We start from the raw sequence: 14,149 nt of genomic DNA, 5'->3' as shown, positions 1-14,149 counted from the left end.
TCTTTTTGTTGCCGACAGGTTTCTGGCGTGGGTGTTTGTTCTATAGTTGCAACATAGAACCGGGTTGTGGATAGGGGAAGGTCTGAACTATGGCAATGCTGAAAGCGCTGGTGGTGGATGACGCCAGCTTTGTACGTGATCTGGTCAAGCGAACCGTGCGCCAGCGTTTCCCTGTCATCGAGACTACCGACGCCCAGAACGGCCGGCGAGCGCAGTCATTGATGTCGAGGACCGCGTTTGACCTGATTCTGTGCGACTGGGAGATGCCAGAAATGTCCGGGCTGGAATTGTTGCAATGGATGCGCCAGCAGCCCCAGTACGAAAACGTGCCTTTTATCATGATCACCAGCCGGGGCGACAAGGATCACGTGATCGAAGCGGTCAAAGGCGGCGTTTCCGAATACCTTGGTAAACCGTTCAGCCCCGAGGGGTTGAGCAAGAAAATCATCAAGGTGATGGGCCGCAAACTGAAAGATGCCATGGACCGGAGCGGCAAATCCATGGCCAGCCCTGCCGATGCCTTCAAAGAGTCGGCCAACCTGCTGACCCGCAAGCCCGAAGCCGCGGCGGAGGTTTCCGCCGAGTCACCGTCCTCTTCCCCCGGGCCCGAGCCTTTGGCACCGACAAGGCCGACCTCGGCCCGGGCGCCCATGAGCCTGGCCTCGGTACGCTTCGCCGAGAGCACCCTGAAATCGGTGGTCAAGGATATCAATCTGACGGAGGTGCGGGTGATCGCGAAGCGGGACCAGGTATTCCCGGGGATTCTCGACCAGGCGGTAGTGGACATCGAGATCGCCGAGGGCCAGATGGCGAGGTTGAACGGCTACGTGCACCAGTTGCAGGCGGTGGACAAACGCCAGGACACGGACTTTGTCAGCGTTACCATTCGTTTTGTCGATGAAGACCCGAAAAAGCTGGAGGACCTGTCGAGGTTTGTCGCCCGCTTCCGCGCGGGTATGCGCTAGCTCTCTGCCCTCTCGGGGATCCGCTCGACCAGTCGCTCCCGCGGGAAATGACAGATAAATTCACTGCCCTCGCCAATCCGGCTGCGAATCTCCAGATTGCCATCGTGGTTGAGCAACACGTGTTTGACGATTGCCAGGCCAAGGCCGGTGCCGCCGGTGTCTTTGTGACGGCTGGGGTCGGCCCGGTAAAAGCGTTCCGTCAGGCGGGGTATATGGACCGGGTCGATACCGATGCCGGTATCCCTGACTGACAGGTGTGCGCCTTCCCGGTTGGTGGACCAGGACACGATAATCTGGCCATTTGCAGGGGTGTACTTCACCGCATTGAATATCAGGTTCGAGAAAGCGCTGCGCAGCTGGCTTTCATCGCCTTTCAGCAGGCGATGATCGCCGATATGCACGGTAATCTCGTGCTGTTTTTCGCCACTGAGCGCCCGGGCGTCATGACAGATCTGGGTCAGCAGCTGGTCCACGTCCGTGAGGGTGTCGTTGACCGTTTGCTCCCCGGTTTCAATACGTGAGAGCAGGATCAGATCGGTGATCAGGGCTTCCATCCGGGATGACTGGGCAGCCATGGTGTTAATGGCCCGGCGCCACTTTGGCGGCAGGTCGGCAGCATTGTCCACCAGGGTTTCGAGGTAGCCGCTGATGACCGTGAGGGGCGTGCGCATCTCGTGGGACACATTGCCGACAAAGTCACGGCGCATCTGTTCGAGTTGGTACAGCCGTGTTACGTCCTTGGCGACAATCAGACGGTCGTCGTCACCAAACAGGCTGATCTGGATCTGAAGGTGAATATGAGGTCTGGCCGGCGAATGTATCTCCAGGGGATCGCGGTAATCCCGTGAATCGAAATAGGTCTTGAAGGCCGGCGTGCGGATCAGGTTATGGATGTACTGGCCCTGATCGGTGTTGCGCCGGAAACCCAGCAGATACTCGGCGGAGCCGTTCCACCATTCCATGGCGCCGCGGGAATCGGTCATGATCACGCCATCGCGCATGGCGTTGGTGGATTCCTGAACCCGATTGATCTGGGCCCTCAACCGGTCCTGGGTTCTCAGGTGGGTCTGATGCAGTTTGTGAAGGTTGTCGAAAATATCGCCCCACAGGCCGATGCTCTGGGGGGCTTCGTCGGTGGCGCTGGGGTTGGACAGCCACTGGTAGAGACGCCTGGCCTGAAGCAGCGTCCACCAGAGATAGACGATCAGCCCGAGGGTAAGGCCGTAGACGGGCTCACCGAAATAGAGGCCAACCAGGGTGGAGCCAATCAGGCCACCGATAATGTAGCGCAGGTATCGTGACCAGTTGTGCTGCATCAAAAACTGCCTTGTGTCCGTTCCGGGGCTGATGCTCAGCTGGCCGGAGTTACTTACGCGGCTCTGGTCGAGAAGCGGTAACCGGTTCCGCGTACGGTCTGGATCAGGTGGTCGTACTGGTCGCCAAGCGCCTTGCGGAGCCTGCGGATATGCACATCCACGGTCCGCTCCTCAACATAGACATTACCACCCCAGACCTGGTCCAGGAGTTGGGAGCGAGTATATACCCGTTCCTGGTGCGTCATGAAGAACTGAAGCAGTCGGTATTCTGTCGGGCCCATGGTAAGGGCGCCATCCTGGGTGGTGACCCGATGCCCGACCGGATCAAGCGTCAGGCCTTCCACTTCAATCGGGCTGTCTACGCCCGGCGGCGTCGCACGCCGAAGCACGGCTTTCAGGCGGGCGACCAGTTCCCGGGGGCTGAAAGGTTTGGTGATGTAATCATCGGCACCAACTTCCAGGCCCTGGATCTTGTTGTCTTCCTCGACCTTGGCGGTGAGCATGATGATGGGAATGTCGGCGGTCGCTTCTTCTTTCTTGAGGCGGCGTGCCAGTTCCACGCCGCTGGTGCCGGGCAGCATCCAGTCGAGGAGTACGAGATCCGGGTGTTTGTCGACAATCAGGGCATGGGCTTCCCGGGCGTCCGCTGCCTCCAGATAGTCATAATCCGCCATTTCGAGGGCCACCGCGATCATCTCGCGGATCGGGGCCTCATCATCGACGATCAGGACAGTTTTTCCAGTCATGAGCTTTTAACCTGTGTCAGACCTTGATTTGTTGCCAGTGTCCCGCCTGGCTGCTTTCTTAAGCTACTGCTTACCTCTGAGGGTTCTGAACTAGGCGCCAGTCTGCAGGTGTGGTGGTTCCACATCAAAGACTGGTAACGCGGGCTCAGAGCCCTCAGAGGTGAGCCCTTCGGGAGCTTCTGAAAAGCCGAATAGCGTTGTTCTGCTGTTTCGATTTGGAACCACCAAACCTTCATCAGCACGCCTAGCTCTTCGGCTTTTCAGAAGCTCAGTAGCTTAAGAAAGCAGCCAGGCGGGACACCGCTCATTACAACGCTCAAGTGTTACAAGTACATGACAGGTTCAGCTGACCATGAGATCAATTACAAGGCCGGCAAAAACGGCAAAGCCGGCCCAGTTGTTGTTCAGAAACGCCTTGAAGCAGCCGTCCCGTTCACGTTCCCGCGCCAGGTACTGGTGGTAAATGAACAGGCAGGCCATGGCCACGACGCCCAGATAGTAGAAGGTGCCCAGCTCGGCACGATGGCCCACCATGATCAGGATCAGTACAACCATGGCCTGCAGCATGCCAATGATCGCCTTGTCGGCTTCTCCGAACAGGATGGCCGTGGACTTGATGCCCACTTTCAGATCGTCATCCCGATCCACCATGGCATACAGGGTGTCGTAGGCAACGGTCCATAGCACGTTGGCGGTGAACAGCAGCCAGGTGAGCTGGCTCAGTTCACCGGCTTCCGCCGCCCAGGCCATGGGAATGGCCCAGGAAAAGGCCGCGCCCAGAAAAAGCTGCGGCAAATGGGTGTAACGCTTCATGAACGGGTAAATAAACGCCAGCAGGGCGCCGCCGAACGACAGATACAGGGTCAGCGGGTTGGTGAACAGGACCACCATCAGGAAGGAAACCAGGCACAGGCCGGCGAAGAGCGCTACTGCTTCCCAGGGTTTGACCCGGCCGGCGGTGAGCGGGCGATCCTTGGTGCGTTTGACGTGCTTGTCCCAGTCGCGGTCGGCGAAGTCATTGATGGCGCAGCCAGCCGCCCGCATGAAGAACACGCCCAGGGTGAATATGATGACATTAGCCAATGCGGGGCTGCCGTCTCCGGCCAGCCACAGGGCCCAGTAGGTCGGCCACAGCAGGAGCAGGGTTCCGATCGGGCGGTCGATTCTGAGCAGGCTGGCGTAGTCGGCCAACCGGCGCTGGATAGGTTCTGGCACAGCGTCAGGCAGCATGGCGCGCGTCCGTCTGGTGTTCTTCGAATTGAATGAGTGCTGGGATTATAGCCAGTCGCAGGAGGCCGGTTAAAGCGTGTTCCGCTGAAACAGCGCCGGTAGCAGGTATTCACCAACCAGCAGAGAGCTGTTGTGGCCACTGAACAGGGAGCGCCTTGCCAGTTCCGGCTGTCCCGGGATTACCGGTCTGCAGAGGCCGGTTTCCAGAGGGCCCCGTTGCCAGTGGGGGCTGGTGAACAGGTAGGCGCCCAAAGGTCGATTGCCCAGGTGAAGCAGCCGGCGCCCCTCGCCCTCCAGACACTTCAGGGGAATGACCGTCCTGGCCAATACCCAGGGCTGGTTGTCGCCGCACAGGCTGACTTCCCGTATCCAGGCGTGTTGACGGTGGGGAATGCGCAGGCGCCGGGCCTCTTCCTGTGTCGGCGTTGCAAAGCCCTCCCGGCGGACCTCCACGTGAAAGGAATGGCTGCACTGTTTCTGCAGGGCTCTTGTAAACGAGCCCTCTACCTGCAGCCAATAGCGGGCAGGCCCGTGAACCTCCGGGTTAAGAAGGCCGGCGGCCGTCAGCGATTGGTACCAGTCCGTCGGGGGTATGGTCAGGTGACTGTCGATGTCAGAGACCCTTGACTGCATAGATGCCGGGGGCATTGCGCCAGTAGCCTTTGTAGTCCATGCCGTAACCGAACAGGAAGCGGTCTTCCACTTCCAGGCCGGTGAAATCGGCCTTCAGATCCGGACGGGCTTTCCGGTCATGTTGCTTGTCGACCAGAACGGCCGTCAGTACCTCACTGGCACCGTGAGCGCGGCAGTAGTCGGCGATGGCGCACAGGGTCGTCCCCTCATCCAGAATGTCATCGATAATCAGGATGGTACGGCCGTGCATATCGGCTTCGGGTTGCAGTTTCCACTCGAGAATGCCGCCGGTAGTTTCCTGACGGTAGCGGGTGGCATGCAGGTATTCGGCCTGGACCGGAAACCGGAGCCGGGGTAGCAGTTGTCCGGTCAGGATCAGCCCGCCGTTCATCACGCAGAACAACAGGGGGTTACTGTCTTTCAGGCGGGCGGTAATATCGTCGGCCAGGTTGCCAATTGCAGTCTGTACCTGCTGTTCATCCACCAGGCAGTCGGCTTCGGCCATAACCTGGTTCATTTCGGCGACGGTATCGGTCATATCGGTCGGTCCTGTCGTAAAACGGGCGATTATACCGGACAGGGCCTGCAGAAGGGAGGGGCCACCCCGGTTGTCAGATCTGTATTTGTGGCTATTGGCAGAAATCCCCTGACCGGACCGTCGGCATTGGCATTGGTCAATACCGGGGCGATGGGTATGATGGCCTGATTCGACAGTTGTTCGTATCTGTTAACTGAATAAAACACTTGCGTGCAATATTGTCTGACAATTATTATTGCGCCCGTCTGATGTTGGGAGAACGATATGAAGAAGTGGCAGTGTGTGGTGTGTGGTTTGATTTACGATGAAGCCGAAGGCTGGCCCGAGGACGGCATTGAGCCGGGCACCAAGTGGGAAGACGTACCGGAAGACTGGGTATGCCCGGATTGCGGTGTCGGCAAGGAAGATTTTGAAATGATCGAGATCGGTTGATAGCACCCGGCACGGCCGGTAAAAGCCGCCCAGGTGAGTTAAATACAGGAACACGGTTATGACTGAACAGGCCCCCATCATTATTGTCGGTACCGGTTTGTCCGGTTATTCCCTGGCGCGGGAAATCCGGAAGCAGGACAAGGAGACCCCGGTTCTGATGGTTACCGCCGACGATGGCGTGAGCTACTCCAAGCCCATGTTGTCCACCGGCTTTACCAAGGGCAAGGACGCCGATGGCCTGGCCCAGGGCGGTACCGACGCCATGGCGGATCAGCTGAATGTCCGGATTCGCACATTTGCCACGGTCACCGGCATTGATAGCGAGGCCCACGAACTGATTCTCGGTGATGAACGACTTGCCTACAGCAAGCTGGTTCTGGCCTGGGGCGCCGATGTGATCCGGCTTGGCCTGGACGGTGATGGCCAGGAGCATGTGTTTTCGATCAATGACCTGATGGATTACCGTGCCTTCCGGGACGCCCTGGGCGACGGCAAGCGGGTGGCGATCATGGGAGCCGGTCTGATTGGTTGTGAGTTTGCCAACGACCTGCGCAATGGCGGTTACGAGGTTGACGTGATTGCTCCTTCCGAGGAGGTGATGCCGGGGCTGCTGCCGGAGGCGGCCGCTCATGCTGTCCAGCAGGAGCTCGAGAACCTGGGGGTCGGGTTTCACCTCGGAACCGTGGTTGATCGGATCGACCGCAGGGGTGACGGGGTCAGTCTGACCCTGGCCAATGGCGAGACTCTGGACGCTGATCTGGTACTGTCCGCTGTGGGCCTGCGCCCGAGGACCGATCTGGCCCGGGCTGCCGGGCTGGAGACGGCCAGGGGCATCGTAGTGAATCGCGCGCTCGAGACTTCCGCGCCGGATGTCTACGCACTCGGTGATTGCGCCGAAGTCGACGGCCACGTGCTGCTTTATGTCCTGCCGCTGATGGCCTGTTCCCGGGCGCTTGCAAAAACCTTGCTCGGTGAGCGCACCGAAGTGAGCTATGGCACCATGCCGGTGATGATCAAGACCCCCTGCTGCCCGACCGCCGTCTGTCCACCACCGTCGGAAGCCGAGGGCAACTGGGAAGTTGAGCAGGATGGCACCAGCGTCAAGGCGCTGTTCAAGAGCGCCGGGGGCGATGTACTGGGGTTTGCGGTAACCGGCAGCTATGCCGTGGAGAAACAGACCCTGTCCAAGGAAGTGCCTCCGATACACGGCTGATTAGCCGGACTCCAATCCGCAGCCCCGATACCACGGGGCTGCTTTCTCTTGGCCGGCGACGGCTTTTCATTGCGAAATTTCGCCGCTTGCGGTAGAAAACTCCTTCGTGTGCTAACGAAATCACAGGAGCAGGCATGCTTGAGGTAACCAAGAAACTGGTGGAGTTGCTGGATCTCTCGCCCATCGGTGACGACCATTTCCAGGGGGACAGCGAGGATCTGGGCTTTCCAAACGTGTTTGGCGGGCAGGTTCTTGGTCAGGCGTTGATGGCGGCCAGCCGAACTGTTGAAGGTCGCCTTTGCCACTCCCTTCATGCCTACTTTTTGCGCCCCGGCAATCAGGACATGCCCATCGACTACGAGGTCCAGCGGGTCCGTGATGGTGGCAGTTTCTCGGTACGTCGGGTGATTGCCCGCCAGGACGGCAAGGAAATCCTGACCGGTTCCATGTCGTTCCAGGTAGCCGAGGAAGGATTCGAGCATCAGCTGATCATGCCGGATGCGCCGGACCCGGAAACACTTCGCTCGGAACAGGAATGGGGCGAACTGCTGGCACCCCAGGTACCCGAGAAGATGCGCCCGATTCTGACCCGGGACCGCCCGATCGAGATCCGCCCGGTGAATCCGGTCAATCCCCTGAAACCGGAGAAGCGGCCGCCCCACAAGCAGAGCTGGTTCCGGGCCCAGGGGCATCTGCCAGACGATCCCGTGCTTCACCGTTGCCTGCTCACTTACGCATCGGATTTCCAGTTCCTCGGGACTTCCCTGAACCCGCACGGCCTGACATTCATGAGCAAAGGGCTGCAGGTGGCCAGCCTTGATCACTCGATCTGGTTCCACCGGGATTTCCGCATGGACGAATGGCTGTTGTATGACAAGGATAGCCCCAGCGCTTCGGCCGGACGGGGATTCAATCGGGGTAATTTCTTCAATCAGGACGGTGTGCTGGTGGCATCCACTACCCAGGAAGCACTGATTCGTCAGAGGTCCTAGCCGGCTAGCCCAGTTTGCGATGGTCCGGCTGCTGGTGATTCTTATCAAGCCAATCCATCATTTCGTCGAAGGGCAGTGGCGGTGTCAGCAGGTAGCCCTGGATCATGTCGCAACCCATGTCCCTGAGCAGATTGGCGGTGACCTCATCCTCGACGCCTTCGGCCACCACCTGGTAGCCGAGGCTATGGCACATGTCTATCGTGGTCTGGACGATCACGCGGTCCTCCGCCTCGGTGTTCAGCTCGGTGACCAGCGACCGATCGATTTTGACCTCGCTCGCAGGTAGCTGCTTGATGTAGGACAGTGAAGAGTAGCCGGACCCAAAGTCATCGATCGAAACCGGAATGCCGGTGGCGCTGAGTGAGTTCAGCGCTCGCAGGGAGTTGCCCGGGTCCTGCATCATGGACGTTTCCGTTACCTCGAAAATAATCGAGCCCTGATGGCTGTGATAGCTGTTCATCAGACGCTGAACAAAGATGGGAAAGTCCGGTTCCCGCAGGTTGTTGGGCGAAATATTGATGGATATGTTCAGGGGCCAGCCGCGCTCCAGTAAGTGTGAGCGCAATTCCAGTGATTGCTCAATGACCCACCGGGTCAGAGGTTTAATTAGACCGGTCTGTTCCGCCAGACTGACAATCTCATCGGCGCGGATGGGGGTTGCCCGGCCGGGCCACCGGATCAGAACCTCAATTCCGACGATTCGACCCGTTTTCAGGCTCTGCTTGGGTTGCATGAACAGAGCGAGCTCGTTGGTGTTGAGGGCATGTCGAAGCTCCGACACCATGGTTAGCCGGTCGGCGCTGTAGGAGTCTTTCTTGGACTTGTAATAGGCAAGACCCCGCTCCCGCGCAGAATCCGATCCTTCGGCGATCACCGCACGGCGTATCAGGGTGTTGGCATCCGTACCATGCTCCGGGAAGATTGCCACCCCAAGCCTGGGGTCCAGGGGAATCTGCATGCCCAGATAGTCAATCGGGTAGCGTATGCCTTCCAGGGCCTTGAGAATCGCCCTTGGCACGGAGCCTGTGGCATCGGCGTCGACAATAAACGCGAATGTCTGAGGATCCAGTGATGCCAGGTAGAAATTACGCTGGTCGCTCTGTTCCACCGCCATCGCGCCCGGCAGTTCTCGCGCCACGGCGTTGTAGTGCTTGGACGCCAGTTCCAGAATCCGGTCACTGTTGCGGTGCCCGAGGGTTTTGGTGACCGACTGCAGGTTGTTCAGGTGGATGACGGCCACGCCATAGCGTCGCTCGGGGCTGCGCAGCATCAGGTCGTTCAGCATCATCTCCAGGCTGCCCCGATTGGGAAGTCCGGTGAGCGGATTGTGCAGCGCATGATCCATCAGCTTCAGCTCTGCTGACCGCCGTGCCGCCAGGGCATTCAGTTCGGCTTCCCGGGCGTCCACCTTGTCCTGCCGTTCCTGGTAAAGCCGCGCCGCCAGGGCCAGGGTGAGCAGAATGGCTTCCAGTGCTGATCCGATCTGCATGCCGTAGGTGGTCACAAAATTGTTGGGCAGCAAGCCGTACTTGTTGGCCGCGGTTATTGCACTGCCCAGCGTCAGTGCCGCCCAGGCCACCGTGTAATAACCGGCTTGCGGGTTCCCCTTCCACCATTGCACGGGCCCCAGAACAGTGAGCAAAAGGCAGCTGGGTATTGCCAGGGCCACGGTCAGTCGGCTGCCCGTGCTGTAGTCCAGAAAGAATGTCATCAGACCAACCACTGCATTCAGTGAGATCATGAACAGTACGAGCCGGTTCAGAACAGGCCCGGTGTGTTCAAGTTTCAGGAATGAGCGGGAGAACACCAGGGTGAAGAAAAGAGAGAAAGGCACAGCCAGCAACATGATCTGATTCTGTAGGGCAGGGCTGTCAGGCCAGAGAAACTGATAAGTTGAGCCATTCAGGCTTCCGATAAGTAATAGATAGCCGAGTGTCGAGAGCACGTAGAGCAGGTATACCGGCTCTCGTAGCGCGGCAAAAATAAACAGGTTGAAGAAAATCACCGTGATCAGGATGCCGTAGTAAAGCGCGTGCATCTGGTCTTCGGTGGAAGAATGCTCGAAGAACGCCTGGGCGTTCCAGAGACGAACCGGAATCTGCATGGCCCCCTCGGTGCGCACCTCCAGCAGAATCTGGTACTCGCTGGCTATGCTTTGCTCGAAGGGGAACAGGAAATGGCGGTGCAGTATCGGGCGCTGTTCAAACGGAACGTGGTCTCCGGTCTCCACCCGCCGTGCGATTCGGCCGTTCTCAATCAGGTGGAAGGTCACTTTATCCAATTGCGAGTAGCGAACTTCAAGAAGGTTGATGGTCGCCGGCTGCGATACCGGAAACCGAAGCCAGACGGTATCGCGGATATAGCCAAAATTCGGACTTTTTTCCTCGAGAGTTTGCCAGCTGTCGGAGGCCAGGGCTTCACTGACCGTCAGCTTGTTGTCGGGGGCAACGCGCAGGTACTCGATTTGCGGAACATAGGAATCCTCGGCCCCGAAGGATGGGGCGGACAGGCCGGATAACAGCAAAAGTGTTATCAGTAAACGAAGCCAGAGGGTGGATGCCACGTCGTACCGCTTAATTGTCATTGTCTCTGGGAGTATGGCGTGTCGTCTTTGGCGGCTCAAGTCGCTGGCAGAGCCTGATTGGCAAATTTTTGTAGCCGTGTCTCAGATCTGCTCCAGCCACCCCCGGACCCAGGGCAGCGCTTCGGCCTCCGGTTCCATGGTTTCCAGGGCATCAATCCGAAGCGTGTCACCAACCTTACGGGCAGCGGTTTCGTAAAGCGCTTCCTCCATGAGGTCGCCAGCGCCACAGAAAGTATCTCCGTAGGAGCTGTCACCCAGGACGATGATGCCAAACGGCCGGCCGGGTTGTTGTGGCAACTGGTCCCTCAGGTCCAGGTAGAAGGGCAGCAGATTGGCCGGAAGCTCGCCCTGTCCGGTTGTCGATGTGCATACCAGTAGCGCATCGTTGTTCGACGTGATGTCATCCAGTGCCGGATTTTCCAACACGGTCACGTGGTGACCTTCCCCCTCAAGCTCTTTCTTGAGCGTTCTGGCCGTCAGGAGCGCGCCGCCATAGACGCTGCCCACCAGGATTCTGATTGATGTCATAGGTTATCCATTCGTCGCCTGAGGAATGACCTTACGGTCGTTCGGTGGCGCACGATCATAGCGGGAGTGCTTTGCCGCCTCAAGGAGACGGCGAGGGCGAAGAGTCGGTTTCCTGGCTTCGGACCCGGGGCGCTATCCGGTTACGTCCGGATTCCTTGGCATTGTAGAGATGCAGGTCGGCCTGCTTGAGCAGATCGTCCAGTGAGCGGGCCTTGGCAATGGAGCAGACGCCGGCACTGATGGTCACCGGCAATGCCTGATCCCTGAACCGGAACGCATGCCTGGACACGTCAGAACGCAACCGCTCTGCCAGGGTCAGCGCCTGCAACAGGGAGGTATCCGGCAACAACACCAGAAATTCCTCACCGCCCCACCGGGCTGCGACATCCGCCTGCCGGATCACCGTTCTTATCAGTCCGGCGAACTCGCGCAGGACGTCATCACCGGCATCGTGGCCGAACTGGTCGTTGATCTGTTTAAACAGGTCCAGATCGATCAGGGCAATGGAGAAATGGTGGCCGGAACGCTGGTAACGGGAAAACTCCATCGCCAGGCGGTTCTGCATTTCGCGCCGGTTGGCCAGCCCGGTGAGTTCGTCGGTTCGTGCTGCATGCTCATGGGTTTCGGCGAGGGTGAGAAGTTCATTGCGTGCCTTCAGGCGGCTGGCTTCAAGCACGAAACAGAAAATGGATTCGAAGGTCAGGGCTGCGAAAAACCGGATCTTGAAATCCATGCTGTATTCCGCGGAGACCAGAGGAAGCCCGGGAAACTGGAACACCACGACGGCAACGAGGTAGCAGAAAAGCAGAACCGCCGTGCCGGTTTTGAGATCGGTCAGATAAAACAGGAGAGGGGGGAAGACATAAAACCAGAGTGGCCCGGTGTTGCTCTCGCCGCCGGAGGCGATCAGGTAGGTGAAAAGCAGCCCCACAATCACGATCATCCCTGCTTTCTGGAGGGCACGGTTTCCGGTGCTGGCGAAGTAAAGCATGTTCAGGGCAATCAGGCCGATAAAAGACCAGAGCACCCAGGCATGGGTCGAGTGCCCGGCGAACCAGGCCTTGGCGCCGATGCCAATCAGGAAACCAATGGCGGTTGCAGACAGCCAGGTCAGAAGTCGCGAGACCTGGGCATCTTCCCGTTCGCCGGCAGCGAGCTGCCCGGAGGAAGTTGGATGGGGCATGGAGACCTTGTTTGCTATTTTTATAATTTTGACGCTATTCGCCGGAATTATGGGTCAATTTAGTGAATTTTTGCAGTTCCGTCTGTGATGTGTTTACTTTGTGTGAAATGTGACCGTTTTATTTCATTTTCATGTCAAAAATTTTATAGTTGCCGCGCGACAGAGCTCGCTCCCAATCCCCACAGACTAAACGAGACCTGAGCTGTTATGGCCCGTTCGAGCGGATTACTGGATACCCTTCTCACCAGCCCTACCACGGAACGATACAGGGTCGGCATCAGCCTGCTTTTCCTACTTGGCGTGTGGCTGACTGTCGGATCTTTCAGTCAGGGAATGCCTAACAACATGCTGCTGATGGCCGCTGCGGTCATTGGCGGTTACATGGCGATCAATATCGGCGCCAACGACGTTGCCAACAACGTAGGGCCTGCTGTTGGTTCCGGGGCCCTGTCCCTGGGTGCGGCCGTGGTGATTGCCGCCATTTTTGAAGCAAGCGGCGCAATCATTGCCGGCGGTGACGTGGTTTCCACCATCAAGGGCGGCATCATCGATCCCTCGAGCCTTGAAGAAGGCCGGGCTTTTGTCTGGTTGATGACCGCAGCCTTGCTGGCGGGTGCGCTCTGGTTGAACCTGGCCACCTGGATGGGAGCCCCTGTCTCCACGACGCATTCCATCGTTGGTGGTGTTCTCGGCGCCGGTATCGCTGCCGGCGGCTGGGGTATCGCTGACTGGGCGGTGATGGGCAAGATTGCCGCCAGCTGGGTGATTTCCCCGGTTCTTGGTGGTGCGCTGGCGGCCCTGTTCCTGTTCGCGATCAAGAAGACCGTGCTTTATCGCAAGGAGGTCATTCCGGCCGCCCGCACGTTCGTGCCCTGGCTGGTCGCAATTATGGCCTGGGCTTTCGGCACCTATCTGATGATCAAGGGCGTCAAGAAAATCGTCAAAGTCGATTTTATGGAAGCGACTCTGATCGGCCTCGCTGCCGCCGCCGTGGTGTTCTTTGTCATGCGTACCCTGGTGGGTCGCATGGCCTCGACCATGGAAAACAGCTCCGCCGGGGTAAACGCCCTGTTCACCTGGCCGCTGATTTTTGCCGCGGCGCTGCTGAGTTTCGCCCACGGCGCCAACGACGTGGCGAACGCCATTGGTCCGCTCGCTGCCATTAACGATGCCCTCTCGGCTGATTCGGTGGTTATGTCAGCGAATATTCCCCTGTGGGTCATGATGGTGGGTGCCCTGGGTCTGGCCGTTGGCCTGATGCTGTTCGGCCCACGCCTGATCAAGACCGTCGGCAGCGAAATCACCGAACTGGATAAGACCAGGGCGTTCTGCATCGCGCTTTCGGCAGCGCTCACGGTGATCCTTGCGTCTCAGCTTGGCCTGCCTGTTAGCTCCACCCATATCGCGATTGGTGGCGTGTTCGGCGTTGGCTTCCTTCGGGAGTACCTGAAGTCCAACTACGCAACCCAGCTGCACAAGATCATGGAGCACCATGATCCTGCCGAGCAGGAGCGTCTGAAGCCGTTCCTGGATGATTTCCGCAATGCGTCGGTTGAGGAGATGGAGAACCTGCTCAAGCGGGCCAAGAAGAAAAAGCAGGTCCCTCTGTCCAAGTCCGAGCGTAAACGCCTGAAGAAGATCTACCGGGAAGAGCTGGTGAAGCGTTCGCATCTGGTGCGCATTGCCGCAGCCTGGATCATCACCGTACCGGCATCGGCCATTATGGCAGCGATTCTGTTCTTCACCCTGCGAGGCTTGTTGATCTGACCGGGCTGGTTGTATAAACCGA

The 14,149-nt window shown here is 58.7% G+C and carries 13 protein-coding genes; 5 read left to right on the top strand and 8 right to left on the bottom strand.

The annotated features are described in order from the left end of the window. The first annotated feature begins 89 nt into the window (after positions 1 to 89). Complete coding sequence (locus KYE_RS11715) at positions 90 to 965, top strand: response regulator (RefSeq protein ID WP_008173544.1); 876 nt, start codon at positions 90 to 92, stop codon at positions 963 to 965. On the opposite strand, the gene phoR is transcribed toward KYE_RS11715, so the two are convergent. The 5 genes from phoR to KYE_RS11690 all read right to left on the bottom strand — a co-directional run bounded on the left by phoR (position 962) and on the right by KYE_RS11690 (position 5,428). Continuing rightward, entirely contained in the window at positions 962 to 2,281 is a 1,320-nt protein-coding gene (gene phoR / locus KYE_RS11710) for a phosphate regulon sensor histidine kinase PhoR (RefSeq protein WP_008173541.1), read from the bottom strand. The genes KYE_RS11715 and phoR overlap by 4 nt on opposite strands. 53 nt (positions 2,282 to 2,334) lie before the next feature. Continuing rightward, positions 2,335 to 3,027: a phosphate regulon transcriptional regulator PhoB gene (phoB, locus tag KYE_RS11705; RefSeq protein ID WP_008173539.1), complete on the bottom strand. Its 693-nt coding sequence runs from the start codon at positions 3,025 to 3,027 to the stop codon at positions 2,335 to 2,337. 342 nt (positions 3,028 to 3,369) lie between these two features. Continuing rightward, a complete protein-coding gene (gene ubiA, locus KYE_RS11700) occupies positions 3,370 to 4,257 on the bottom strand; it encodes a 4-hydroxybenzoate octaprenyltransferase (protein WP_008173537.1) in 888 nt (295 codons plus the stop codon). Positions 4,258 to 4,326: 69 nt separating this feature from the next. After that, on the bottom strand, positions 4,327 to 4,890 hold the full coding sequence (locus tag KYE_RS11695; protein WP_008173535.1) for a chorismate--pyruvate lyase family protein: 564 nt from the start codon (positions 4,888 to 4,890) through the stop codon (positions 4,327 to 4,329). Then, a complete protein-coding gene (locus KYE_RS11690; RefSeq protein WP_008173534.1) occupies positions 4,871 to 5,428 on the bottom strand; it encodes a hypoxanthine-guanine phosphoribosyltransferase in 558 nt (185 codons plus the stop codon). Before KYE_RS11690 ends, KYE_RS11695 begins: the two co-directional genes overlap by 20 nt. Before the next feature lie 264 nt (positions 5,429 to 5,692). Between KYE_RS11690 and KYE_RS11685 the strand changes: the two genes are divergently transcribed. The 3 genes from KYE_RS11685 (at position 5,693) to KYE_RS11675 (ending at position 8,065) form a co-directional block, all read left to right on the top strand. Further along, positions 5,693 to 5,860: a rubredoxin gene (locus tag KYE_RS11685; protein ID WP_008173532.1), complete on the top strand. Its 168-nt coding sequence runs from the start codon at positions 5,693 to 5,695 to the stop codon at positions 5,858 to 5,860. A gap of 58 nt (positions 5,861 to 5,918) precedes the next feature. Continuing rightward, complete coding sequence (locus tag KYE_RS11680; protein ID WP_008173526.1) at positions 5,919 to 7,073, top strand: NAD(P)/FAD-dependent oxidoreductase; 1,155 nt, start codon at positions 5,919 to 5,921, stop codon at positions 7,071 to 7,073. Positions 7,074 to 7,207: 134 nt separating this feature from the next. Beyond that, positions 7,208 to 8,065 carry an acyl-CoA thioesterase gene (locus KYE_RS11675; protein ID WP_008173524.1) on the top strand — a complete coding sequence of 286 codons (858 nt, stop codon included), beginning with the start codon at positions 7,208 to 7,210 and terminating at the stop codon, positions 8,063 to 8,065. A 4-nt stretch (positions 8,066 to 8,069) separates the two neighbouring features. Here KYE_RS11675 and KYE_RS11670 read toward each other — a convergent pair whose 3' ends face one another. The 3 genes from KYE_RS11670 to KYE_RS11660 all read right to left on the bottom strand — a co-directional run bounded on the left by KYE_RS11670 (position 8,070) and on the right by KYE_RS11660 (position 12,360). Beyond that, positions 8,070 to 10,649 (bottom strand): EAL domain-containing protein, encoded by a 2,580-nt coding sequence (locus tag KYE_RS11670; protein ID WP_008173521.1) that lies wholly within the window; start codon positions 10,647 to 10,649, stop codon positions 8,070 to 8,072. 81 nt (positions 10,650 to 10,730) lie between these two features. Beyond that, positions 10,731 to 11,177 carry a flavodoxin gene (locus tag KYE_RS11665; protein WP_008173520.1) on the bottom strand — a complete coding sequence of 149 codons (447 nt, stop codon included), beginning with the start codon at positions 11,175 to 11,177 and terminating at the stop codon, positions 10,731 to 10,733. A 79-nt stretch (positions 11,178 to 11,256) separates the two neighbouring features. Next, entirely contained in the window at positions 11,257 to 12,360 is a 1,104-nt protein-coding gene (locus tag KYE_RS11660; RefSeq protein ID WP_008173516.1) for a GGDEF domain-containing protein, read from the bottom strand. A 207-nt stretch (positions 12,361 to 12,567) separates the two neighbouring features. Between KYE_RS11660 and KYE_RS11655 the strand changes: the two genes are divergently transcribed. Further along, positions 12,568 to 14,127: an inorganic phosphate transporter gene (locus KYE_RS11655; protein ID WP_008173514.1), complete on the top strand. Its 1,560-nt coding sequence runs from the start codon at positions 12,568 to 12,570 to the stop codon at positions 14,125 to 14,127. The last annotated feature ends 22 nt before the right edge of the window (positions 14,128 to 14,149 follow it).

Source organism: Marinobacter manganoxydans MnI7-9 (assembly GCF_000235625.1).
In the GTDB taxonomy this organism is placed as follows: domain Bacteria; phylum Pseudomonadota; class Gammaproteobacteria; order Pseudomonadales; family Oleiphilaceae; genus Marinobacter; species Marinobacter manganoxydans.
Note: the sequence above shows the minus strand (reverse complement) of the source record. Positions and strands in the feature narration are given on the sequence as shown.